This is a genomic window from Aeromonas crassostreae (genome assembly GCF_054052445.1).
In genome coordinates, this window is sequence record NZ_JBSTYM010000008.1 from 59,911 (window position 1) to 81,749 (window position 21,839).

At 61.7% G+C, this 21,839-nt stretch carries 22 protein-coding genes; 8 read left to right on the plus strand and 14 right to left on the minus strand.

The annotated features are described in order from the left end of the window. Positions 1-4: 4 nt before the first annotated feature. Positions 5-874: a phosphoribulokinase gene (locus ACW5W4_RS08325; RefSeq protein ID WP_408794986.1), complete on the minus strand. Its 870-nt coding sequence runs from the start codon at positions 872-874 to the stop codon at positions 5-7. Positions 875-949: 75 nt separating this feature from the next. Next, entirely contained in the window at positions 950-1,186 is a 237-nt protein-coding gene (locus tag ACW5W4_RS08330) for a YheU family protein (protein WP_427260671.1), read from the minus strand. 86 nt (positions 1,187-1,272) lie between these two features. On the opposite strand from ACW5W4_RS08330, the gene ACW5W4_RS08335 reads away from it, so the two are divergent. Beyond that, positions 1,273-2,448, plus strand: a complete 1,176-nt coding sequence (locus ACW5W4_RS08335) for a membrane-associated sensor domain-containing protein (RefSeq protein WP_456689060.1) — start codon at positions 1,273-1,275, stop codon at positions 2,446-2,448. Here the strand turns inward: ACW5W4_RS08335 and ACW5W4_RS08340 are convergent, their stop codons facing one another. The 7 genes from ACW5W4_RS08340 to queF form a co-directional block, all read right to left on the minus strand. After that, entirely contained in the window at positions 2,449-2,886 is a 438-nt protein-coding gene (locus tag ACW5W4_RS08340; RefSeq protein WP_456689061.1) for a hypothetical protein, read from the minus strand. A gap of 121 nt (positions 2,887-3,007) precedes the next feature. Then, positions 3,008-4,015 carry an isocitrate dehydrogenase gene (locus ACW5W4_RS08345; RefSeq protein WP_456689062.1) on the minus strand — a complete coding sequence of 336 codons (1,008 nt, stop codon included), beginning with the start codon at positions 4,013-4,015 and terminating at the stop codon, positions 3,008-3,010. A 149-nt stretch (positions 4,016-4,164) separates the two neighbouring features. Then, positions 4,165-4,953: a flap endonuclease Xni gene (xni, locus tag ACW5W4_RS08350; protein ID WP_456689063.1), complete on the minus strand. Its 789-nt coding sequence runs from the start codon at positions 4,951-4,953 to the stop codon at positions 4,165-4,167. Positions 4,954-5,087: 134 nt separating this feature from the next. Then, complete coding sequence (gene ppnN, locus ACW5W4_RS08355; protein WP_427260676.1) at positions 5,088-6,443, minus strand: nucleotide 5'-monophosphate nucleosidase PpnN; 1,356 nt, start codon at positions 6,441-6,443, stop codon at positions 5,088-5,090. 188 nt (positions 6,444-6,631) lie between these two features. After that, positions 6,632-8,266, minus strand: coding sequence for a GGDEF domain-containing protein (locus ACW5W4_RS08360; RefSeq protein WP_456689064.1), 1,635 nt, complete (start codon positions 8,264-8,266; stop codon positions 6,632-6,634). Positions 8,267-8,361: 95 nt separating this feature from the next. Then, positions 8,362-10,629, minus strand: coding sequence for a hypothetical protein (locus ACW5W4_RS08365; RefSeq protein ID WP_456689065.1), 2,268 nt, complete (start codon positions 10,627-10,629; stop codon positions 8,362-8,364). Between the two features lie 111 nt (positions 10,630-10,740). Then, positions 10,741-11,589, minus strand: coding sequence for an NADPH-dependent 7-cyano-7-deazaguanine reductase QueF (gene queF / locus ACW5W4_RS08370; RefSeq protein ID WP_427260679.1), 849 nt, complete (start codon positions 11,587-11,589; stop codon positions 10,741-10,743). A 50-nt stretch (positions 11,590-11,639) separates the two neighbouring features. On the opposite strand from queF, the gene syd reads away from it, so the two are divergent. Then, on the plus strand, positions 11,640-12,188 hold the full coding sequence (gene syd / locus ACW5W4_RS08375; RefSeq protein WP_408792543.1) for a SecY-interacting protein: 549 nt from the start codon (positions 11,640-11,642) through the stop codon (positions 12,186-12,188). A gap of 91 nt (positions 12,189-12,279) precedes the next feature. On the opposite strand, the gene ACW5W4_RS08380 is transcribed toward syd, so the two are convergent. From ACW5W4_RS08380 to ACW5W4_RS08400, 5 genes are all read right to left on the minus strand, one after another. Then, positions 12,280-13,065: a Zn-ribbon-containing protein gene (locus ACW5W4_RS08380; RefSeq protein WP_456689066.1), complete on the minus strand. Its 786-nt coding sequence runs from the start codon at positions 13,063-13,065 to the stop codon at positions 12,280-12,282. Positions 13,066-13,084: 19 nt separating this feature from the next. Then, the gene (locus ACW5W4_RS08385) at positions 13,085-13,408 is read right to left on the minus strand and encodes a hypothetical protein (RefSeq protein ID WP_456689067.1); all 324 of its coding nucleotides are present in this window, start codon (positions 13,406-13,408) and stop codon (positions 13,085-13,087) included. Between the two features lie 115 nt (positions 13,409-13,523). Next, entirely contained in the window at positions 13,524-13,754 is a 231-nt protein-coding gene (locus tag ACW5W4_RS08390; protein WP_427260683.1) for a DUF2789 domain-containing protein, read from the minus strand. Between the two features lie 80 nt (positions 13,755-13,834). Then, entirely contained in the window at positions 13,835-14,137 is a 303-nt protein-coding gene (locus ACW5W4_RS08395; protein WP_427260684.1) for a DUF3301 domain-containing protein, read from the minus strand. 20 nt (positions 14,138-14,157) lie between these two features. Further along, positions 14,158-15,186, minus strand: coding sequence for a DUF3549 family protein (locus tag ACW5W4_RS08400; RefSeq protein WP_456689068.1), 1,029 nt, complete (start codon positions 15,184-15,186; stop codon positions 14,158-14,160). A 254-nt stretch (positions 15,187-15,440) separates the two neighbouring features. Here ACW5W4_RS08400 and ACW5W4_RS08405 point away from each other — a divergent pair, with 254 nt between their 5' ends. The 6 genes from ACW5W4_RS08405 (at position 15,441) to ptsG (ending at position 21,793) form a co-directional block, all read left to right on the plus strand. Then, positions 15,441-15,776, plus strand: coding sequence for a YqcC family protein (locus ACW5W4_RS08405; protein ID WP_408792534.1), 336 nt, complete (start codon positions 15,441-15,443; stop codon positions 15,774-15,776). Then, positions 15,773-16,558 (plus strand): tRNA pseudouridine(65) synthase TruC, encoded by a 786-nt coding sequence (gene truC / locus ACW5W4_RS08410; protein ID WP_456689069.1) that lies wholly within the window; start codon positions 15,773-15,775, stop codon positions 16,556-16,558. Before ACW5W4_RS08405 ends, truC begins: the two co-directional genes overlap by 4 nt. A 92-nt stretch (positions 16,559-16,650) precedes the next feature. Further along, positions 16,651-17,091, plus strand: a complete 441-nt coding sequence (locus ACW5W4_RS08415; protein WP_456689070.1) for a flavodoxin — start codon at positions 16,651-16,653, stop codon at positions 17,089-17,091. A gap of 530 nt (positions 17,092-17,621) precedes the next feature. Further along, complete coding sequence (locus ACW5W4_RS08420) at positions 17,622-18,878, plus strand: maltoporin (RefSeq protein WP_456689071.1); 1,257 nt, start codon at positions 17,622-17,624, stop codon at positions 18,876-18,878. A gap of 91 nt (positions 18,879-18,969) precedes the next feature. Further along, on the plus strand, positions 18,970-19,938 hold the full coding sequence (locus ACW5W4_RS08425; RefSeq protein ID WP_456689072.1) for a MalM family protein: 969 nt from the start codon (positions 18,970-18,972) through the stop codon (positions 19,936-19,938). Between the two features lie 424 nt (positions 19,939-20,362). Then, a complete protein-coding gene (gene ptsG / locus ACW5W4_RS08430) occupies positions 20,363-21,793 on the plus strand; it encodes a PTS glucose transporter subunit IIBC (protein ID WP_427260690.1) in 1,431 nt (476 codons plus the stop codon). Positions 21,794-21,839 lie beyond the last annotated feature (46 nt).

Genomic DNA, 21,839 nt, shown 5'->3' on the forward strand with positions numbered 1-21,839 from the left:
CGTGTCAGGTGATCTTGCCGGTTTCGATCAGTTGCTGGATGAGGGGGCGCAGGATCAGTTCCATCGCGAAGCTCATCTTGCCCCCGGGGACGACGATGGTGTTCATGCGGGACATGAATGCGCCATCGATCATCGACAGCAGATAAGGGAAATCGACGTTCTTGATGCCGCGAAAACGGATCACCAGCATGCTCTCGTCCAGGCTGGGTATCACCTTGGCACTGAAGGGGTTGGAGGTGTCCACGGTCGGCACCCGCTGGAAGTTGATGTGGGTGCGCGAGAATTGCGGGGTGATGAAGTTGATGTAGTCGTCCATGGAGCGGACGATGGAGTCCGCCACCGCCTCGCGGGAGTGGCCGCGCTCCGAGGTGTCGCGGATGAGCTTCTGGATCCACTCCAGGTTGACGATGGGCACCACGCCGATGAGAAAGTCGACGTGGCGGGCTACGTTGTGATCCGCCGTGACCACGCCGCCGTGCAGCCCCTCGTAGAACATCAGGTCCGTCTCGCTGGCCAGATCCTGCCAGGGGGTGAAGGTGCCCGGCATCTGGTTGAAGGGGACGGCCTCATCGAACGAGTGCAGATAACGGCGGTACTGGCCGGTCCCATCCTGGCCGTAGCGCTGGAAGAAGGATTCGAGCAGGGCGAAGTCGTTCGCCTCCGGGCCGAAATAGCTGATGTGGCGCCCCTGTTCCCGCGCCTTGCGAATGGCGACGTCCATCTCGGGACGGGTGTAGCGATGAAAGCTGTCGCCCTCGATCACCGCCGCCTGGTAGCCGAGCTGGTGGAACATGGAGCGAAAGGCGTTGGTGGTGGTGGAGGTGCCTGCACCGGATGAACCGGTGACCGCTATGATGGGGTGCTTGGCCGACATTGGGGTCTGTTTCCTTGCTGTTGCCCCCGCGCAGCAGGGGGTTGTCCGTCTGGATCGACAGGGAGAATGTACCGGTTAGGGGCTCTCTGTCCACGATGAATCGAAGCGATCGGCGGGCACTATGTTCACGCTTTCGTGCAGCTCGCTGTAGACGATCACCGCCGTTCCCTGGCGCAATTGGGTGAGTACCGCCTCCGCCTTGTCGGCAAGGGTGGACTCCTGCTCGCCATAATCGGTACCCTCTATCAACACAAATTGCTCAATAAGTCGTTGCAGGGTATCGGGTTCCAGGCTCTGCCAGGGAATGATCATGGGGAGATCTCTCAAAATGGGATGCGCCATTGTCGATTCAGGGGAGCGGCGCTGCAAACAGTTTTTCCATTGTTAAGGAGGGGCCTATGCCCTTGCTGAAAGAGGGGCCAAGTCCCCTGCGATCCAATCGCCGCCACTCGCCACAGTGCCAGCACCTGCTCGAGCAGGCCAGTCGCGAGGCGTTGAGAAAGGGGAATGTCTGGATCTGGTGGGTGCAGCTGCTGATCATCCTCTATCTGCTGTTCAACGTGCGGGTGATGGAGGGGGCACACCTGCTGGTCGAGCATGCACTGCCCTGGCAACTGGACTCCCAACTCTGGCTGCTTTTGTTCTCCTTGATGTTGCAGCCACCACTGTGGTTCTGGATGGGTCGCCTCGCCTCATCACGCTGGTATCACGCGATCTTGGTGCTGGCGCTGGTCTGGGGCTGCCTCTGGGCCAGCGTCATCTACGGGTTGATCAAGAGTGAACAACCGGGCCGGGGCGCGCTGGAGCCCGCATTGGCGGCCATGCTGCTGCTGCTGGGGCTCATCGCCCTCTACCCCGTGAGCCGCGTCCTCTATGGCTTCTGTCTGCCGATCCTGCTCGGACTCGCCAGCATGATGCTGATCAAGACGGTGATCTCGCCATTGGCGTTCATCACGGGCCTGCTACTGCTGCTGGTCATCATCGAAACCGGGCGACGCATGCTCAAGAGCTGGTTTGTGCTGGCCGTCCATCGGGAATATGAGCAGGAGCGGATACTCAAGCGGCTCGATGCCATGGCCCATCAGGATCCGCTCACCAGGATCGCCAACCGCCGCTATTTTGATGAAGCCAGCAAGGCGGCGATCGCCCAGGGCGCCAAGGTGGGCGGGGCATTGACACTGATCCTGATCGATGTGGATTTTTTCAAGGGTTACAACGACCACTATGGTCATCAGGCCGGAGATGAGTGCCTGCTCCTGGTGGCCGAGTGTCTGACGGAGAGCATACGTGAGCCCGGCGATCTGGTGGCCCGCTACGGGGGGGAGGAGTTCGTGGTGCTGTTGCCCGAGACGGACCGTCGGGAAGCGGTCGAGGTGGCCGAGCGCATTCGCGCCACCTTGACCGCGCGGGCCCTGCCCCACGCAGGGTCCGATGTGGCCCCGTATCTCACCGTGAGTCAGGGGGTGGCCCAGTGGCAAGCGGGAGAGACGCTCAACATGCTGCTGCAACGGGCCGACGAGGCCCTCTATCGGGTCAAGGAGCAGGGACGAAATGGCTACGGGGTCGCGCCCTAGCTAGAACTTGTAGTCAAAACGCAGGGAAGACTCATCATCGGTGACCTTGATCTCGACTTGCAGCGGGATCGTCTTGTCAGTCGGGTTGAACTGCACCTTGACCCCGTCTCCCCGCAGCTTGACCGCGGTGTTCATGCCGCCGGCCTTGAACTTGATCCTGGGTCTGTAGTTCTCGAAGGCGAGGCTGACGCTCTTCTCCGGCGTCAGATTAAGCCTCTGGTAGGGGGTGATGGTCTGGTTGCCCAGGTTGTCCGTGGTGATCTCGACGCCAAAGGAGAGAGGTTTGGGGGCTTTGAGCAGGTCATTGGTGTCCAGGCTGGACTGCCAGATCTGGGTGGGGGTCTGTTGGGGGGCCTCTTTCCAGGCTCGTTGCGCGACGGGTCTGTCGATGGCCATTACCCCGCTGCTTATCAATAGCAGCATCAGCATAGCTCGCATGTCGGATCTCCTTATCCTTGGTCTATTGAACATAGTTGCCATTGGGACAAGGGGGAAGCCGTGAGCCGGATAAAACAAAGGGAGCCGAGGCTCCCTTTTCAAATCAAGCGATTAGCCCATATTACAGTCGGGCAATGATGGCCTGGGTGAACTGGTCGGTAGAGGCGCTGCCGCCGAGATCCCGGGTCACGCATTCGCCCGCTTCTATGGTGGCGCGCACCGCCTCGCGGATCCGCTCGGCCTTGTCCTGCATGCCGAGGTATTCCAGCATCTGGATGGAGGCGAGGATCACCGAGGTCGGGTTGGCGATGTTCTTGCCGGCGATGTCCGGCGCCGAGCCGTGGACCGCCTCGAAGATGGCCGCCCCTTCGCCTATGTTGGCGCCCGGGGCCATGCCTAAGCCGCCTACCAGGCCGGCGCACAGATCCGAGAGGATGTCGCCAAACAGGTTGGTGGTAACCATCACATCGAACCGCTCCGGGTACATCACCAGGTTCATGCAGGCGGCGTCGACTATCATCTCCTCGCTCTGGATGTCCGGGTAGCGGGCGGCGACTTCCCGGGCCACTTCCAGGAACAGGCCCGAGGTGGACTTGAGGATGTTGGCCTTGTGGACCGCGGTGACCTTCTTGCGACCCTCCTTGCGGGCCAGCTCGTAGGCGAAGGTGACGATGCGCTCGGCGCCCTCTCGGGTGATGATGCTCATCGCCTCGGCGCTGTTGTTGTCATCGCTGCGCTTCTGGCCTGCCCCCGAATACATGCCTTCGGTGTTCTCCCGCACCGTGATGATGTCGATGTTGTCGTAGCGGCTCCTGGTGCCCTTGAAGGAGATGACGGGGCGGACGTTGGCGTAGAGATGGAACCGCTTGCGCAGGGAGACGTTGATGGAGGTGAAGCCGCCGCCGACCGGGGTGGTGAGCGGGCCTTTCAGACTGATCTTGTTCTTCTCGATCAGATCGAGGGTGGACTGGGGCAGCAACTCGCCATGTTTCTCGAGGGCCACCAGGCCCGCATCGGCATACTCATAATCGAAGTCACAGCCGGCATGGGTCAGGATCTGGATGGCGGATTCGATGATGCTGGGGCCTATGCCGTCGCCCGGGATGACGGTGATCTTGGTTTTTGACATGAAACGTATCCACTTCTAGGGAACAGAGGAGGGGGAGGATTCGGCGGTTTTTATATCATTTTCACCCCAATCCCACCATGTTTCTTTACATTCTACCGGTTTTCCTCAACAGCGAAGGTGAGCGCCGTCATGATTGTGCCGACGGGGGATCAGCGAGGCACATAGCGGATCTCCTGCAGGTTGAAACCCAGGGGGATGTCGAGTCGTAGTCGCACCAGTGTCTGGGCGAGTCTGGCGTCTTCGGCCTGGGCCAGCACCTTTTGCAGGGGCTTGCCGGCTTCCTCTATGGCCACCGCCAGCATGCCGTCCAGGCTGCCGTATTGCTGCAGCAGTTGGGCCGCGCCCTTGGGGCCTATGCCCGCCACCCCCTTGATGTTGGAGCCGGCTACCCCGGTCAGGGCCCAGAAATCGACGAGCTGGGCCGGGGCGACCCCATAGTGCTGCTGGACGAAGGCGGCGTCGAGCCAGCGTTTGTTGAAGTAGTCGCGCACCTGGATCCCTTGGCCTATCAGCTGGCAGAACCCCTTGTCGGTGGAGATGATGGTGGCCCTGTGGCCGTGGCGGGCGATGCCGCAGGCCAGGGTGGCCACCAGATCATCGGCCTCGTCCGTCTGGGAGAGCAGGGCATCGATGCCGCACTCCCAGAAGGCGTCCTGCAGGCTGGCCAGCCCGGCCTTGAGTTCGGGGGGCATGGGGCTGCGCCCCGCCTTGTAGTCGGGATAGAGCCCCTTGCGCCAGCTGTTGACCTCGCCATCAAATACGGCGATGACATGGGTCGGCGTGGCGGCCGCCAGCAACTTGCGGCTGGTGTTGACCAGGTTGGCCCGGGTGGCGAGCAGTGCCTGTTCCGGGCTCAGGGCTTGCTGGGCCTGCACCGCATGGAGGCGGCGGATGAGGTTGAGTGCATCGATGATCAGCAGATGAGACTTGGGCGACATGGTGGCGGTGCGCTTTCTCCAGGGGCCGGCTCGGGGAGCGGCGGGTGTGGCGCTGACGCGCGGGAATGGCGCCATTGTAACAAGGGAGGGGCGCCATTGCGCCCCTCCCTTCACGGGGTGACTCGCCCCTTGTCCTAGCGCACTATCTCGTAGCAGGGTACGTACTGGCTGCCCGGCAGCTTCATGCGCTGCTGCTTGACGAAGCTCTCAAGCAGTTTGTCCATCAGCACCATCAGCTCCTTGTCGCCGTGCAGCTTGAAGGGACCGTGCTGCTCGATGGCATGGAGCCCGGCCTCCTTGACGTTGCCCGCCACTATGCCGGAGAAGGCGCGGCGCAGGTGGGCCGCCAGCTGCTGCGGCGCCTGGTTGCGGTGCAGATCCAGGCTGGCCATGTTGGTGTGGTTGGGCTCGAAGGGCAGCTGGAAATCGGGCTCTATCTTGAGGGACCAGTTGAAGGAGTAGGCATCCCCCACCGACTTGCGGTACTCGCGCACGCGCGGCATGGCCTCCTTCATGGTGCGGGCCACCTCGGGGGCATCGCCCACTATGATGCGATAGAGGCTGGTGGCCGGCTCTCCCAGGGTCGCCTTGATGAAGTCATCGATGGCGCGGAAGTAGTCGGCGCTCTCCTTGGGCCCGGTCAGCACGATGGGGATGGGTTGGCGCTCGTTGGCCGGGTGCATCATGATGCCGAGCAGGTAGAGCAGCTCTTCTGCGGTGCCGACCCCGCCCGGGAAGATGATGATGCCGTGACCCAGGCGCACGAACGCCTCGAGCCGCTTCTCGATGTCCGGCAGTATCACCAGCTCGTTGACGATGGGGTTGGGAGGCTCGGCCGCTATGATGGAGGGCTCGGTCAGGCCGATGTAGCGGCCGTTGCGCACCCGCTGCTTGGCATGGCCCACGGCGGCCCCCTTCATGGGCCCCTCCATGGCGCCCGGGCCGCAGCCGGTACAGATGTTGAGCTCGCGCAGGCCCAGCTCGCTGCCCACCGCGCGGGTGTACTGGTATTCGGTCTCGTTGATGGAGTGGCCGCCCCAGCACACCACCAGGTTGGGATCCGCCCCCGGGTGGATCGCCTTGGCGTTGCGCAAGATGGAGAAGACCAGATTGGAGATGTGGCTCGGGCTGGCCAGGTCGACCAGGGCGTTGGCCTCGAGCTGATTGGAGACATAGAGGATGTCGCGCAGCACCGAGAACAGATGCTCCTGGATGCCGCGGATGATGTCACCATCGACGAAGGCGTGTTCGGGCGCGTTGAACAGCTCCAGCTTGACCCCGCGCTCGCGCCGGATCACATGAATGTCGAATGATTTGAAGCGCTCCAGTATCTCTTTGGAGCTGTCGGTGTGGCTGCCCGAATTGAGTACCGCCAGCGAGCAGTTGCGAAACAGTTGATAGATATCGCTGGAGGCCGTCTGCTTGAGTCTGTCGACTTCGAGCTGGGACAGCAGGTCCATGCTGCCCACGGGATTGATGTGCGTGATCATGATCTTCCCCTTCTCACTCATTTGTTATCGTTGTCTCTGCCCCTGGGGATAAGAGGGATGCCTTTGGGCATCCCTCTCACCTGATAGTAGAGCCAAGGGGAGGGGGAGGGGAATAGGGGCGGGTGTGACTGCCGTTTTTTTGAGCGTCGGTGAAATGGTGCCGGCGTGCCGGCCCCCTTCGATGCGGATCAGCCCAGGTCGGTGTTGACCCTGTCCCGGCCACCGTGCTTGGAGCCATAGAGCGCCTTGTCCGCCCGCTCGAATGCGTCGGAGGGCTGGTCCCCCTCCTTGAACAGGGTGGCGCCGATGGAGATGGTGATCTCGACCCGGGCATCGCGAAAGCGGAACGGAATGCTCTTGATCGCCTTGCGCAGGTTCTCGAGAGGGGTCTCGAATTTGTCCGGGTTGACGTTGGGCAGCAGCACCACGAACTCCTCGCCGCCGAAACGGGCGATGAAGTCGGTGTCGCGCAGGGACTTTTGCAGCGCCTTGGCGACCACTTTCAACGCCTTGTCCCCCGCCATGTGGCCATAGTTGTCATTGATCCCCTTGAAGTGATCTATGTCGATGATGGCCAGGCACAGGGGGGTGCGGTAGCGCAGCCAGCGCTTGTATTCCAGCTCGAGCCGCTCGTCCAGTGCTGCCCGGTTGTGGACCTGGGTCAGGCTGTCGAGGAACAGCTTGTGCTTCTGGATGGTGAGGCGCTTCTTGTACTCCGCCGTCTCCTCCTTCATCAGCCGCAGCTTGGCCTCCATGGTGGAGAGGCGGGTGATGAGGTGCAGCTCGCGGGCCGTCATGGCCTCACGCTCCTTGAGCAGCAGGCCGATGGCGGCCATGTGGTCGCTGATGGCCTGCTTGAGTTCCTCGGAGGAGTGGTGGCGGGTCAGGGTGTCATCGATGGCCTGAACCTCGTTGTCCAGGGCCTCACGGCTGGTCTGGCTCGCCTGCTGCAAGGCCCGCCCCTCATCCAGGGACTCGGTGAAGTTGAAGTGGACCGAGGAGAGGCTCTCGTTGAGGGCGGTCAGGAAGGCGCGCGAGCTCTTGCGCTCTTCGCGGGTGCCTTCGATGATGAGCTGGATCACCTGCAGGCAGGACTCGGCCAGCAGGGAGGGATCCATCCCCATCAGCAGCTGGCGGCGTATCTCCCCCAGGCTCTCCCCCACGGCGCCGGCAAAATCGAGCTCGGTGATGAGGCGCTGCAGCTCATCGGCGATGCGGTTGTAGACCTTGACGTCGAGGCTGGCGGCCTCGTCCGTATCCAGGGCCGCGCCATCCGCCCCCTTGTCGGCGGGGGGCTGGTCCTGACCAGCCCCATAAGGGGAGAGGGGTTGGCTGGGCAGCAGCTGGATCTTGATCGCCTGCTGGTAGAACTCCAGCAACTGGGTGACCCGGCGCTGGTGGTCGCTGAGACCATAGCCGTTGGGGGCGGCCAGGAAGGCCCTGAGGGACTTGCGGGTCTCCTCCGGGAATCCCTTGAGGGACTTGAGCTGCCGGGAGCCGAGCTCGATGGCGCTGGCGGTCAGGTTGATGGACTCTTCCAGGGCCGTGCTGTGCTGTTGCAGCAGCTTCTCGATGGCGGCGAGGTCGTTGTCCAGGCTGGTGAGGGAGGGTTGTCCTTCCAGCTTCTGTTTGAGGCGGGCGAGCTTGTTGTCGAGCTCGCGATCATGACCGCGGCAGGCCTGCATCAGCTTGGCGATAAACTGGATGCTGCGGCTGCGCTCGGCCTGGCTGCAGAGCACCGTCTCATCGAGCTCGAGTTGCTTGTGCTGGAGCGACTCCCTGAGTCTGGCCAGTTGCCCTGCTACGGCAGTGATGTCATTCATTATTCAGGCTGCCCTGTTTGTTGTTATTGTCCGTGGAGGTGGGATAGTCCTCTGTGGGCGAGGCCGACTCAGATCCCCAGCGATCCGCTATCTTGTCATCGATCATCTGCGCCCCTCGTCCGTGACAGGCTTGCCCAGTTGATCCACTGTTTGTCGTGAGAAGAGTTTACTTTTACCAATCCCTTGTCAATCGCCATCAGGCAGCATTGCCACACGTCTCCGTTAAAAAAGGCCGCCTGTTGGCAGTCGATCGCCGCCAGTTCCAGCCAGGCACTCTGATTGGCCTTCTCCCCCAGCTGAGTCGCGCCCGCCAGGGCCAGGTAACAGAGATCGAACAGGCCGAGGTGGTCGAGGGCGCTGGCCGCCTTGGGCAGGAAGGGGTGGCTGACGATCCCCAGGCTGATGCGGCGATCCAGGGGCTGATCGCAGGGAAAGGCGGCAAGCTGCTCGAGTAGTTGCCGGGCCAGCTGATGCAGCTGGGCGACGTGGCGCTGGGGCACCACATAGAGCAGGTGGCCCTCGCGCAGGTCATAGATGCGGCCATCGGGGGGGGTCAGGCCGGCCACATAGTCGCCGAAGGCGCTCTCTATCTCCCGCGCCAGCTGATAGCCGTGGCGCTCCAGGTTGTTGGCCAGGAAGGGAACCCGAAACAGCAGATAATGCAGCTTGTCGTCAAACTCCCCCTCGGTCAGCTCATTGAGGTACCAGCGCTCCGATTTTTGCTGGCGCTTGGCCATCTCTCTGGGCCAGCGATTCATCAGCCGCTGCCAGTTGGCCAGGCCGCTGCGGGGCTCAGTCAGCGTGGCCTCGCCGAGGAAGCGCGCCTGCTGGCGGGCACTCTTGAGCCGCAGCCAGAGGGTGAAGAAGAGGTAGATGAAGAAGGCGAGCAAGAGGCCTGAGATGACGCTCGACCAGAGGTAGCGCTCCTGCTGGTGGCGGCTGTGGTCCAGGCTCAGTTCCAGGGCCTTGATCTGCTGTTCGCGCTCTATCTGGCTGTAGTTGTCGCGGATCGCCTCCTGCTCCAGATCCACCTGCTGCTGGTTGATCCGCTCGCTCAGTTGATGGAAGCGTTTGTAGCTCTCCAGCGCCTGTTGCAGGTAGCCTTTCTGCTCATAGGCCAGGGAGAGCAGGCGGTAGATCTCGAACTGGCGGTGGGCGTCATCTATCTGATTGGCCAGCTCCTGGGCCCCCTCCAGTTGCAGGATGGCGATGGCCGCCTCTTTCTGCTTGAGGTGCAGCTCTCCCAGCAACAGCAGGGTATCGATCAGGGGTTCCTTGTCATCCCCCGCCCGGTGAGCCTGGCGGGCTGCGCTGAGATAGCTGCGGGCCAGGGGCAGGTTGCCGCTTTGCAGATAGGTCTTGCCTATCTCGTACTTGAGTTGGGCGACCCGGGTGCGCTGGCTCCCTTCGTCCAGCAGATCCAGGGCATTGAAGAAATAGACCAGGGCCATGTTCATGTCACCCTGGTTGCGGTTGAGGCTCGCCAGCACGCTCAGGGCCTGGCTGAGCAGGATGGGGTTGCCGAGGGCGTGAAAGTAGTTGGTGGCCTCGTTGGCATATTGCAGCGCCTTCTGGGGCTCCTGCTCCTCCTGATAGAGGTTCACTATCTGGTTGGCGAGCAGGCCGAGGAAGAGGGGATCGGCCAGGGGTCTGGCCTGTTGCTGGGCCGAGATGTAGTCGCCAAGGGCCAGCTGGGGCTGGCCGAGGGCGTGATAGAGGTCGCCGCTGACCGCATCGACCCAGGCCAGGGCCCTGATGTCGCCGGCGGCATTCGCCCACTGCCGTGATTCGCTGATCAACTGCTTGGCCTCCTCGAACTGATGGGCCTGGATCTGATCCGTGGCGCGCAGCAGCCGGCTGTAGACCTGCAGCGGACTGTTCTGGAGTGCCCGTTCATCGAGCAGGCGGGAGAGCTGGGTGCGCAGGGGGGCATTGTCCTGACCGGCGCCCAGCAGGTTCTGGTTGCGCAGCATCAGGTAGAGGCTCTGGGCCTGTTGCTTCGTCTGCTTCTCCTTGCTGGCCAGGGCCAGGGCCTGCCGCAGTTCCTGCTCGGCCAGCTGATATTGGCCGAGCTGGATCAGGCATTCCCCCTTGAGCAGGTGGGCACCGGTGGCCTGGGCTATGGTGCCGAAGGTGAGCAGGGGCTCGCGGTAGCCATAATCCTGGCGACTATTGATGATCTGCTTGGGATTGTTGGCCGTGCGGACCAGGAAGGCGGAGGTGATCTGTACGCATCTGGCTGGATCGCTTTGCACCAGGGTCTGAGCCTGCTGGAGATCGACAGACAATTGCTCCTTGGCCAGATCCACATTGGGAGCCGACAGGGAGGACATCATCATTGCCAGAAAAAACAGTTGATTCATGGTATTGGGGGCCGCACGGGGGTGAGGGCATGTTATCCAAGCCCCCCCCCGTGAGTCCAGAGTTTACTGACAGATATGATACCCGGGGTCATCGCCGTCAGCGCCCCCTTATTACTGCCGGATCAGACGCAGGTTCTCAGCGGGTTCTTCCCAGTCGCTGCGAAACGGGTTGATGTCCAGGCCGCCACGGCGGGTATAACGGGCGTAGACGGTGAGCCGCTGCGGGGCGCAGTGCCGTTTCAGGTCGGTGAAGATCCGCTCGATGCACTGCTCGTGGAACTCGTTGTGCTGGCGAAACGAGATGAGGTAGCGCAGCAGCTTCTCCCGATCCAGGCGAGGGCCGCGATAGCGGATCACCACAGAGCCCCAGTCAGGCTGGCGAGTGACCAGGCAGTTGGACTTGAGCAGGTGACTGTGCAGCGTCTCCTCCACCTCCTCGTCCCCGGCGGCGCCCGCCAGCAGGTCGGCATCAAATTCATACTCATCCACCTCGATATCGAGGTCATCGATGCACTCCCCGGGCAGGCTGGCTATTCGGTGCGGCGCCTGTTCCAGGGGGAAGAGGGTCACCGCCACCGGGGCACCGGCGCAGGCGCTCAGATCCTGGATCAGCGAGTCGCGCACCGCCGCCATGCTGGCGCAACGGGTCTGGTTGAAGGAGTTGAGATAGAGCTTGAACGACTTGGATTCGATGAGGTTCGCGCTGCTGGCGGGCACGCTCACCTCGCCCAGGGCCACCATGGGTTTGCCCTTGGCATTGAGCCAGGAGAGCTCGTACAGGGTCCAGATGTCGGAGCCCCGGAACGGCAGGGGATCCGGCAGGGCGAGATCGTCACGGTTGAGGCTGCGGGGCACGGGTTGCAGCAGCGCCGGGCTGTAGTGGCTGATATAGGCGGACTGCTGGCCCAGGCTCAGGCCCTGCAGGGCCGCGGCATCCTGGTATCTGTCTTGTTTGCTCATGGGATTGGTGGTGCAATGGCGAATGTTGTCGCTAATTGTGAGGAATTTCGATGCCGGATCAAGTCTTGTCTGCCCTGACGCACTTTTTGTTGCGCTGGCAGCGGGAGGGGGAGGCGCGGCGCGGGCTGCCCCTGTGCCAGTGGGAGGCGGACTGGCGCTCCCCCTGCGAGCTGGGGGAACCCAGCGGGGGTCAGGTCGCCTGGCGGCCCCATGTTCGCCCCGAGCCCGCCGACTTCAGCGCCATGGAGGCGGCCCTCGAGCTGACCCTGCATCCGAGCGCCAGGCTCTGGTTCGGCCTGGGGTTCAGCCGGCCGTTGCCTTGCCTGTTCAAGGGATTGCGCCTCGAGTTGATCCTGCCCTGGAACGAGCAGGATCTCGACTTGCTGCGGGAGAACCTGATAGGCCACCTGCTGATGTTGCGCAAGTTGAAGCGGGCCCCGTCGCTGTTTATCGCCACCACCCGCAACGAGATGACCCTCATCTCCCTGGACAATGAGACCGGCCAGGTGTGGCTGGAGTGGCTCGACTCGGGCCGCCGCCTCGCGCTGGCGCCCTCCCTGCCGGCTTTCCTTGCCCGGCTGGAAACCCTGCCCCATTGATCCTGTCCCTGTGAGACGAGAAGGGCCTTGCTATCCGGCAAGGCCCTTCTGCTATCTGAACACAAGGTAGTGTCATCTCAAGGGAGGAGGCTCAATCCTTGAAGTCCCAGGAGAGGTTGGAGACGAGTCGGCAAGGCTCGCACTTGAAGTCGAAGATCTCGTGCAGGGGGGCCTGGAGTGCCCAGTCACCGCCACAGCCCGGGCAGGGGCGCGCGCGCTCCTCGGCGCCGCTCAGGCCGCCGACCCGATAGAGGTAGTAGTAGACGGGAATGCCGGTCAGGGCCTCGAGCCGCTGGCACAGATCCCTGCCGCGCCGGGCGAGGCGGCTGCCCGCATCCCCTATCTCGTGCAGGGCCGCGTGCTCGGCGATGGAGCCGTTCATCTGCAACTGATCGCAGGCCTCCCAATCCTCCTGCCACTTGATGATCTGCTTGTGATCGCCGTTGGCGAGTGCGGGCAGCCGATAGAGGGGGACGGGGGCGAAGTGTTCGCCGCAGCGCAGCGGCGAGCAGCTGTGGAGGAAGCTGGTATAGAGCAGCAGCCAGCCGGGTCGGACTTCGTCCTGGCTGCAGGGATCCGTGCTGTCGGAGAGCAGGTCCATCCCCTGCAGTTGCAGTTTGGGGGCCAGCAGCCCCGCCTGGTGCAGCCTCTGCTCGGCCAGGGTCACCAGCTCGCTTTGGTTGTCCGGGTGCAGACTGTCTTGCTCAGGGCAGACCACCCGGCTGATGAAATGGCCATCGTGCATGCTGGTGGGAAACTCCCGGCCCAGGATCTGGCCCTGATAGCGCAGCATGTCGAGGTAGTTGACGATGGCGCCCTCGGCCTCGCCGAGGGAGGTGTCGCGATAGCATTCGAAGGTGAGTTCGAGAATATACATGGTGGATGCTGGGCCTGATTTAGCGGGGCTGGGTCATGAGGGCAAGGAGGCGGTCCAGCTTCTGTTCGAGCCGTGTCAGCCGCTCGCTCAGGCTCTGCAGGCTGGGGCCGTCCGCATCGGGGGCGGCCTGGTCAGGCTGCACCTGAGGCGCCTGGACCTGCGTCTCTGATGCCGGCTCGGTCTGGGGCGCCTTGAGCTGGGCCTGCTTCCACTGGCTGAGGCCCTTGAGCAGTTCGGCCATGGGGATGGGCTGACTCAGCCGCGCCTTGATCATGGCGGTGGTCGGACTGATGCCGCGGGCCTTGAGCTCGCTGGCAATCTGATGGATTTCGCTGGACGACATGAGCGCTCCTCTGGGGTCTTGGCCGGGGCGGCGAACTGGGCTGCCTTTATGCCGGATTGGCGCCGGCAGGGTAAGTCATGGACGGGCGCTTGTCACGGCCCCGGCGAGCCCGCAATCATTGACGCAGCAGCACATCGAGCTGATCTATGGTCTCGCTCCAGGCGGCATCATCGCGCAGGGATTCGCGCAGGAAACTGGCCTGGGACGCATTCCAGAAGGGGGCATCTGCCAGCTCCATGCCATCGCGCAGGGCGTGGCTGTCGATGAAGCGGCGCAGGCTGTCGGCATCGTTGGGCAGCCCCAACTGGGCAAAGAGGGCGGGCATGTCGTGTACCATGGGGTCCATCTTTCTTCTCCTTGGTGCAAATGCCTAGATTATAGCCGCCCCCTGCCTCGCCTCGTCCGGTGCCCCTTTCATCGCTGGCGCTATCCCTCGCTCGGCAGCCGGTGGGGTGGCAGTTCGACCCCGGCTATCTTGAGCCCCTGCATGGTGAGGGTGCCAAGGTAGTGGCTCTCGCCATCGCTGCTGAATTCGAACTGGTAGCAGGTGAGCAGGCGCAAGGGGCGATGGGCCAGCCGCCGGTGGCTGCGGGCCACCGACAGCAGTTGCAGCTGATGCTGCTGGCAGTAGCGTCTCAGGTATTGCCAGGCCAGTTCGGCCTGGCGCCGCTGATGCCAGAAGGCGGAGGCCAGCACAACCAGCAGCAGGATCCAGAGCAGTTCTTCCATGATGGGCTCCTTGGGGCCGGTCAGCCGGCCTTGAACAGGCGGCCGATGGCGCGGCTGACCGCCTCGCTGCGGGTCGGGCTGCGCAGGGTGGCGAGCACCTGGGGTCGCAGCAGGGGCAGGGTGACCAGCTCGGCAAAGACCTGATTGAAGAAGGGGGTCGGTTGCTCGGCCAGTCGCTCGAGGAAGAGATCGAGCAGGGCGGGATCTTGCAGATCCGGCCAGAGCCGACCGGCGATGGCGAGCAGCAGGCTGGGGCTGGGGTGGGTCTCCAGCAGGGTCAGCAGCTTGTTGATGCGCTGGCCGTTGCTGGCGGTGGCGGCGAAGGCGCGGCACAGATAGGCCAGGGTCTCGGGATTGGGGTGGGCCGACTCCTGCTCCCAGGCGATGCGCTCGAGCAGTGCCCCTTGCAGGGCGGGGGGCAGGGGGGCGCTCTCCAGGCTCTGGCACAGGGCGTGCAGCGGCGCCTCGGGCAGGCGCGCCATGGCCTTGCACACCAGGGCCAGGTTGCTCTCCTGTTGCAGACGCTCGGCGAGATCGGCAAAGCCCTGCAGGCCCAGCTGCTGCCAGCCCTCTTCACTGGGGGCGGCCAGATAGTGGCACAGGGCCTGATAGTAGCCGGAGGGTGCCTGCTCGAGCTGGCACCCCAGCTTGGCGTGCAGACTGGCCATCTTGGCCTCGGCCGGACGGAAGGTGTAGGGGTTGTCTGCCAGCCGCTTGGCGGTGGCATCGTCCAGCTCGCCGGTCAGCTTGTAGCCCAGGGTCTCGACCACCAGATCCATGAAGTGCTTGGGACCGGCGCTGACGAGCAGACCCCGCTCATCGAGGGCAAACTTGAGGAACCAGAGGTAGTGTTTCTCCTCGGCGCGCTGGAAGAAGTGCACCGCGAGCCAGGCGTGTTGCTGCAGGGGCCAGGGGTAGGGGATGGCTTGCTGCTCGACACGCACGAACTCGGCGCTGTCGAGGGGGCGCACCTGGCGGCCCAGATCGAACAGTTGGAACTGGGTATCGGCCTGGGTCAGGAATTCGGTCAGGGTGTTGATGGCGGTCATGGTATGAGAAGGCTGATGAGTCATGGCCCCCGATTATAAGGAGCCGGCACCAGATAGCCAGCGGCGCGGCCCCTGCCTAACCGTGGCGAGATTGTGTATAGTGGCGCCCCTTTGTGTATCCCCGCCGACGGATCAGCCCCTGCCTCTGATGGCATCCGGCAGCCGATGCGACCGGCTGGGCTATCTCTGATGGTATCTGGCGGCCGATGCGAGCGGCCCGATTGAGCGAGGCTCCCGGCCTTGAGGAGTAGATGATGAACAAGTATCTGTTGGTGGCTGGCCTGCTGGGCGAGCTGAGCGCCGAGCTGCAGCGTCTGGAACGCTGGCAGAGCGACCACCCGGGGGAAGAGGCGCTGGCCAGCACGCTGCCGTTTTGCGTCGATACCCTGAGCTTCGATCAGTGGCTGCAGTTCGTGCTGATCCCGCGCATGGAGCAGCTGGTCATGTTGCAGGCGCCCCTGCCCGCCAATGTCTCCCTCTATCCCATGGCGAGCGAGAGCTACAAGGAGAACCTGGCGGAGGTGGCCGATTTGCTGCGGCTTATCGCCCGCTTCGATCTGCTGCTCTCCGGCAAGGTGGTGGAAAAATGAGTGAGCCCCTGACCCCTGGCTGTGAGCCCGGGGAGGATGCGCTGGCGCCGACCCTGCTCTATCAGGATGACTGGCTGGTGGCGGTCAACAAGCCCTCCGGCCTGCTGGTGCACCGCAGCTGGCTCGACAAGGGCGAGACCCGCTTCGCCATGCAGATGACCCGGGATCTCATCGGGGGGCGTCACGTCTATCCGGTGCATCGGCTCGACCGGCCGACCTCGGGCGTGCTGCTCTTTGCCCTGAGTCCCGAGGTGGCCCGCAGCCTGACCGAGGCGTTTGCCGGGCGACGGGTGCACAAGGAGTATCTGGCACTGGTACGGGGCTGGGCACCGACCCGCGGGCTCATCGATTATCCCCTCAAGGAGCAGCTGGACAAGATCGCCGATGCCTTCGCCGATCCGGACAAGCCCGCCCAGGAGGCGGTGACCAGTTTCAGCCGGCTGCATCAGGTGGAGCTGCCCCATGCGGTGTCCAAGAAGCATGCCACCAGTCGCTACAGCCTGGTGCGCCTGGCGCCCCACACCGGCCGCAAGCATCAGCTGCGCCGCCATCTCGATCACCTGTTCCACCCCATCGTCGGGGACACCACCCATGGTGATGGCCGCCACAATCGCTTCTTTCGAGAGCACTTTGACTGCCAGCGCCTGCTGCTGGTGGCGCGCACCCTGAGCTTCGAGCACCCTGTGCTCAAGGTGCCGATGCGGATCCAGGCTCCCCTCGGCGCCGAGCTGCTGGGCCTGTTTGCCAAGTTGGGATGGCCCGCCAGCGAGAGTGATTACTGACCTGCAGGCCGCTTCTGCCACCTGGTGCCTTGCCCTGTTCCCTCCCCGCCCACTGTGGCATGCTGGGGTCATTCCCCGACTGAGGAGGCAAGATGGCACAGATAGATATCGTAGTGGGCAGCGTCTATGGCGCCGCCTTTCTGGTGGCACAGACGCTGATGGCGTCGTTGGAGGGGCTGGGCCATGAGTGCCGTCTCCACGAGGAGGCGCGTCTCGAAGACATAAGTACCAATCGTTTCCTGCTGCTGGTGTCGGCGACCACGGGCCAGGGGGATATTCCCCCCAACCTGGAGCCCTTTGCCGCCGACCTCAGGGAGAGGGCCCCCTATATGAAGGGGCTCAATTATGCGCTGATCGCCATGGGTGACAGCAGCTATGAACACTTCTGCGGCGCCGGTCGCCAGCTTGACACCCTGCTCGAGGAGTTGGGGGCCCATGCCCTGCTGCCCCGACTGGAAATAGATGCGACCCAGGTGGACGAGCCGGAAGTGGTGGCGCTCGCCTGGCTGAAAGAGTGGCAAGAAAGTATCTGATCAGACCAAAGAGAAAATAATTAACGCTTTTATTCGGAATAATCGGGCCAATATTTGGCCCGTTATTTTTATTGCCCGCCGCCTTGTGGTGGGCATTATTTCTGTTTCACCTATCCTGCTGAGAGATCTCCGTCATGACATCACCATGGATAAAGTACTGTTGCGCTGACAAGTCCCAAATTTAAAAGTTCCTCATTGAAAGCGATTTCAGTCATGTTTTTGCCATTCACTCGTCATGAAGTTACTTTTTACTCGTCGCAAATTAATTGTTGATAGCGCTTTCATTTTGTCGTTGTGCGGCATCATGGTTGTTATATTGGTTGATTGTTGCTGATATTTGCTCTTTGTGGGGCGTTATTGCCCCTGCTGTCAGAGTGGGCGCTGTTTGTCCCTGTTTTGTGAATTGGCTCATGTTTGTCCCTATATCACCTACCTATAATCGACCTCGGTTATCACCCAAACGTTTTTATGGTGATAGGAAGTAAAACCTCAGGACACACACTCCACAGCGGGAAATAAGGAAAATGAAAATGAAAGCAAAGTGGCTCCCGATCGCTGCCGCAGTAACTGCAGCCCTGGCTTCTCAAGCCGCCTTCGCCGTTGATTTCCACGGCTACTTCCGTTCCGGTGTCGGCGTCTCCGAAGATGGCGACATGCAGACTTTCGAAAAGTTCAAAGTAGGTCGTCTGGGTAACGAGAACGAGACCTACGGTGAAGTACAACTGGGCCAGGAGGTCTACAACAAGGATGGCAAGTCCTTCTACGTTGACTCCATGGTCGCCATGGTCAGCAACCAGTCCAACGACTGGGAAGGCACTGGCACCAGCTGCAACTTCGACACCAAACAGTGTGAAGACGATGCCACTTTCGCCCTGCGTCAGTTCAACGTCCAGGCCAAGGGTGTGCTCGGTTTCGCCCCGGAAGCAACCCTGTGGGCAGGCAAGCGCTTCTACCAGCGTCACGACATCCACATCTCTGACTTCTACTACTGGGATGTGTCTGGCGCCGGTGCCGGTGTCGAGAACATCCAGGCTGGCCCGGGCAAAGTGTCCCTGGCTTGGACCCGCAGCGATGCTGGCGAGCTGAACAACAACATCCTGGATGTCCGTTATGCCGGTATTCCGCTCTGGAGCGATGCCTCCCTGGAGCTGGGTGTCGACTACGCCATCGCCAATCCGACCGACGATCAGGAAAAAGTGAACGACGACATCAAAGATGGCGTCATGCTGACCGCAGAACTGACTCAGAACATGCTGGGTGGTTTCAACAAGACCGTGCTGCAGTACATGAGCGACAGCTACGCCACCTTGCCCATCTACTACGGTGCAGGTAGCTGGACCAGCCAGGATGGCGCCAGCGGTGATGGTTTCCGCATCATCAACTGGGGCGTGCTGCCGGTCGGTGACAAGGTCGAGTTTGGTCACCAACTGGTTTACGGTCAGTCCAACGACGTGACCATCGATGGTGTAACCGGCTCCGATGCCGATACCTTCTCCGCGGTGATCCGTCCCATGTACAAGTGGGATGACATCCAGAAGACCATCCTGGAGCTGGGTTACTATCGTGACACCAAGGACGTCCGTGATCAGGACAGCAAGGACAGCAGCGGTCAGAAGTACACCATCGCTCAAGCCTGGTCCGCCGGTTCCAGCTTCTGGGCCCGTCCGGAAATTCGCGTATTTGCTTCCTACCTGAAGTCCGGTGGTGACAATGGCCAGACTTTCAATGGCAGCAACAACGACGACAACACCTGGAACTTCGGTATCCAAGCGGAAGCTTGGTGGTAAGCCCGGCTTTCAGTTAAGTTAGTCACTGCCCCCACTTGGGGGCAGTTTCGTTTCGCCGGGTAACGGCCACTGGATTATGGGGATAATAAGAATGACGCTGGTAAAGATGTCGATTGCAGCCGTAGTGACCGCCTGGTTGACCGGTTGTGCGGGTAACATGGGGGTCTCCTTGCAAGAGCATGGCGCCGTGCTGGAAAGCGCCGACCAGGCCAGGCAAGCCCTCGCCCAGGCCAATAGTTGCTGTGCCGGTTTCAACGAATTCCAGTACGCCAATCTGCCAGAAGGGGAGACGCTGCTCAGCCTGGATGGCAAGCAGCCCAGCTATCGTTTCGATGAAGGCATGAGCTATTTTGCCGCCTATCGTCTGCCCAAGGACACGGGTAACCTCTATATCCGTCTGGCCTCTCAGGTAGGCAAGTCCGTATTGCAGCCCAAGGTCATCATGCTGGATGGCAACTTCAAGGTGACCCGTGTGCTCGGGGAGTCCGTATTTGCTTACCAGCCGGCACACCTGATGGATGGTGATCGCATCGAAGGCAAGGTATTTGTCGATCGCAGCATGCCGGGCAATCCGGCAGCCGAAACCTATATGATTGTCTACACCCCTGCCGATGCGCTCTCTGGCAGCACCACCATACTGCATCCCGCCAAGGCCTTCGCCCGGGCCAACAACACGGTGGAGCCGGCCGTGCCGGATCCCGTGATCCCGCACTCTCCCTGGGGCCTGGTGCAGATAGTGGTCACCGACATGGCCAAGGCACAGGGCATTGAAGCCGTGTTCAAGCCCGAGTATGCCGACAAGGTGGCCATGAGTCAGCCGGCAACGACCGCCACGGCTGCCGCCGTGGGGGGCACGGCCCTGGTGGCCACGGCGCCGAGCAAGCCGGCACCCGCCATGTTGAGCGAGACGGAAGCCTTCTATCACAGCCAGATCGAAAAAGCGGTGAAGGGCGGGGATATCGACAAGGCAATGCAATTGGTCAACGAGGCCGAACGGGCCGGTTCCACCAAGGCAAAATCCGTGTTCGTCGATGCGGTGAAACGTTCTCAGCAGAAATAATGCGTTTACCATCACTGAGCTATATTTATCAGGCCTCCATTGTCGGGGGCCTTTTTAATGATTATATTGGGTCTACACTTAACCAATGGTTGGTTACGTTGAGTTACACTGCGTTTCAGTTGGTTGTGTTTGGTAGGGTTAAAATACAATATGAAACAGCAGTTTTCATGAGAATGAAATATAGTTATTGTGAAGAATATTAACTCTTAAATGTTATTCTTGTCTTGTGTCAATCATCTTGTGATCTCTTCCCCAAATTTCTTATCTGCTAATTCCTGACTGAAGAATTTCCCTATTCCATGGGGTATATTGACTTGGTCAAAATAAAAAACACCCCATCTCCCGGTTCTGGTTAGCATTCATGCGGATGATAGGCTTAACTTCGAACGGGTCCGTTAGGGAACAATCATTCAGGAGTACACACATGTTACAAAATGCATTCTCCAATCTGCAAAAAGTCGGTAAGGCGCTGATGCTGCCTGTATCGGTCTTGCCCGTTGCAGGTATTCTGCTTGGGGTGGGTGCCGCCCACTTCAGCTGGATGCCAGAAATTGTCTCCCAGTTGATGGAGCAGGCGGGTGGTTCCGTATTCGGTCAGATGGCTCTGCTGTTTGCGGTGGGCGTGGCCCTCGGCTTTACCAACAACGACGGCGTCTCCGGCCTGTCAGCCATCGTTGGCTACGGCATCATGACCGCCACCCTGAAGGTAATGGCACCCGTGATGGGCGTTGAGAACATCGAGACCGGTGTTCTGGGGGGTATCCTCGCCGGTGGTGTGGCCGCCTGGGCGTTCAATCGCTTCTACAAGATCCAGCTGCCCGAGTACCTGGGCTTCTTCGCCGGCAAGCGTGCCGTACCCATCATTACAGGTTTCGTCTCCATCGGCCTGGGTGTGATCCTCTCCGTGATTTGGCCGCCCGTTGGCGCCGCCATCGGTGCCTTCTCCGACTGGGCTGCCAACCAGAACCCTGTCCTGGCTTTCGGTATCTACGGCGTGGTTGAACGCTCCCTGATCCCGTTCGGTCTGCACCACATCTGGAACGTGCCCTTCTTCTATCAGGCCGGTACCTGCGTCAACGGCGCCGGTGAAACCGTACACGGCATCATGACCTGCTTCCTGACCGCCGATGACGCCACCCGCGCCGCCGGCAACGGCTTCGGTCAGCTGGCCGGTGGCTACCTGTTCAAGATGTTCGGTCTGCCTGCCGCCGCGTTTGCCATCGCTCACGCCGCCAAGCCGGAAAACCGCGCCAAGATCGTAGGCATCATGGCCTCTGCCGCCCTGACCTCCTTCCTGACCGGTATCACCGAGCCGATCGAGTTCTCCTTCCTGTTCATCGCCCCGGTACTGTACGCCATCCACGCGCTGCTGGCGGGTCTGGCCTACGTGCTGACCAACTCCCTGGGCGTGGTGCACGGTCACACCTTCTCCAACGGCTTCATCGACTTCGTGGTGCAATCGCCGCGCGCCGACAACATGCTGCTGCTGGTGGGTCTGGGTCTGGCCTATGCCGCGCTCTACTACGTGGTATTCAGCTTCGTCATCCGTACCATGAACCTGAAAACCCCGGGCCGTGAAGATGAAGCCGCCGAAGAGACCGTGGGTCAGAGCAAGGACGAGATGTCTGCCGCCCTGGTCAGTGCCTTCGGTGGTAAAGAGAACATCGCCTCTCTGGATGCCTGCATCACCCGTCTGCGGGTGGGCGTGAAAGACGTGGCCAAGGTTGACCAGTCTGGTCTGAAGAAGCTGGGCGCCGCCGGTGTGGTGGTGGCAGGCTCCGGCGTGCAAGCCATCTTCGGTACCAAGTCCGACAACCTGAAGACCGACATGGATATCTGGATGAAGAGCAACTAATCCGCTTGCTTGACAGACAGAAGACGAAAGAGGGAGGCGTTGGCCT